This window comes from Bradyrhizobium sp. PRIMUS42 (assembly GCF_023006515.1).
GTDB lineage: Bacteria > Pseudomonadota > Alphaproteobacteria > Rhizobiales > Xanthobacteraceae > Bradyrhizobium.
Genome location: NZ_JALBGZ010000972.1, coordinates 1 through 1910, shown reverse-complemented (window position 1 = coordinate 1910; position 1910 = coordinate 1). Strand labels below are relative to the sequence as shown.

Below are 1910 nucleotides of genomic sequence, written 5' to 3'. Positions count from 1 at the left end.
ATCTGGCGTGGCGGAGCTGGCGCAGATTGTCCCGCTGCGCCATGAGCGTCGCGAGCCGCTCGCCGGTCGCATCGGTCGAGCCGTCGTTGACGTAGATGATCTCGTAGGCCCAGCGGCCGTCGAGCGCCGCACCGATCTCCGCGATCAGCGGCGCGATGTTGTCGGCTTCGTTGCGCACGGGAACGACGATGGAAACCGAAGGCTGGGAAACCGAGGGCTGGGACGACGACAAATCGAGGCTCGTGGTTGGAATGGGACTGCCCGGGGAACCGGCGCCTCCGGCAGGCAGCCGCTTTTATGGGGCGGATGCCCCGTGGGCAACCCTTTTGAGGCGGCCCGAGACCGCCCCCGCAAGAGGCACGATGGTGCCGTCGGCGCGGATGGCAAAACCGAGCCTTCGGGCCGCGAACCAGTAGCGGACTGCCATGGCGCCGACCGTGCCGACCAGGGCGCCGGCCACGACGTCGCTCGGGTGATGCGCGACCAGCACCAGCCGCGTCAACAGGATCACGATTGCGTAAGTGAACATGAATACGCGCAGCCGCGGCCACATTGCTGACACGGCAAACGCCAGGGCGAACGCCGCCACGGCATGGCCCGACGGCAGGCTGGCATAGGCCCCCGTCCCCTCGAACGGCACGAAGTTGAACGGATTGGCCTTGCCGCCGACGAACGGACGGCCGCGGCCGAAGAGATATTTCAGGATCTCGGCGACGAATGCCGAGACGGCAATCGACAGAAACACAAACTGCAGCCGCGTGCCCAGACCGAGCAGCAGCGCGCGGCGCGTCCCATGCAGCCCTGCCGCGACGAACGCCAGAACCACCAGCGTAGCCCCCAGCACCGACAGCAGATATTCATCCTTGCCGAAATCGGTGAGAATGCGGATCGGCCACAGTCCCGGGGTGCCGCGCGCCGGCATCAGCTGGATCTCGGTCTGGTCGAAGGCGACCATCAGAACGATGACCAGGGCTGCGCCCGCTACGCTGAGCCATAGTGAATGCCGCGCCAGTTTTCGCGCGGCCTCTGCGCGGCGCGAATGCGAGGGCGTGCGAACCAGCTGCGCCAGCGCCTGCCGGGACACAGCGAGCAATTGCGCGGGATAGGCCGGACGCGGCGCGCTGCTGGTCGGGGCCGGCATCCTATTCGGTGCCTTCCGACCGGAAGATCGAGATCGAGATCGCGCGGCCTTGCGAGAAATTATAGCCGTCGATGCGCGTCCCGACCTTGTAGCGCAATCCGATCGCTTCGGCGCGCTGCACGAAGCTGCGCTCCGAGCGCTGCTCGATCAGCGCGAAGCGACAGCTGCCCTGCCGCAGGAAGTCCGCAGCACCCGAGCCGTCGGTCAGCAGCGTCTGCGTGCCCGTCAGGAAGACCAGGCTCGGCTCGTGATAGCCGGCAGCAGCAGCCTTCGGCCCGACGCAGGTGACATTGCGGAGCGCGCGCGCGACCTCGATGCTCGGAAACAGCGGCGTCAATGACGGCAGCACGATGCCGTACACCACCACCGCCAGCATCAGGGCCGCGACCAGCGCGTTGAGCAGCGAGCGCTCGGCGCGATTGTTGTCGTAGAGCCACCAGGCGAACAGCCCGAAGATCAGTGACGCCGCGATGAACGGCCAGGCCACGAAGGCCGGCTGCCGGGTCAGCATCACCGCGCCGACCACCGCGATGATCGAGGCGGCCGCGGGGATCGCGAACCACCAGGCTGAACCGCGCATCAGCCAGGAGCGCGACAGCACACGACGTTCGACCGCGCCCGCGGTGAGAATGGCGATCGCCGGATAGAGCGGCAGCACGTAATGCGGCAGCTTGGTCAGCACGGCCTCGAACACGATCCAGGACGGGATCAGCCAGGCCAGCAGAAACTGCGCGCCGGGCTCACGCCAGCCCGCCACCGCGATCATGAT

At 67.4% G+C, this 1910-nt stretch carries 2 protein-coding genes and 1 pseudogene; all 3 read right to left on the bottom strand.

Going from position 1 to position 1910, the window contains the following annotated elements:
* A partial coding sequence (locus tag MOV75_RS36400) for a glycosyltransferase (RefSeq protein WP_247007797.1) occupies nt 1-232 on the bottom strand: 232 nt, incomplete at its 3' end.
* A 63-nt stretch (nt 233-295) separates the two neighbouring features.
* Complete coding sequence (locus tag MOV75_RS36395) at nt 296-1141, bottom strand: phosphatase PAP2 family protein (protein ID WP_246932348.1); 846 nt, start codon at nt 1139-1141, stop codon at nt 296-298.
* A 1-nt stretch (nt 1142) separates the two neighbouring features.
* Nucleotides 1143-1910 (bottom strand): annotated as a pseudogene (locus MOV75_RS36390) (glycosyl transferase); the annotation flags it as partial.

What these genes read in the sequence shown, in the direction of transcription:
- MOV75_RS36395 (WP_246932348.1), bottom strand. Translation starts at nt 1,141, where the DNA reads ATGCCGGCCCCGACCAGCAGCGCGCCGCGTCCGGCCTATCCCGCGCAA.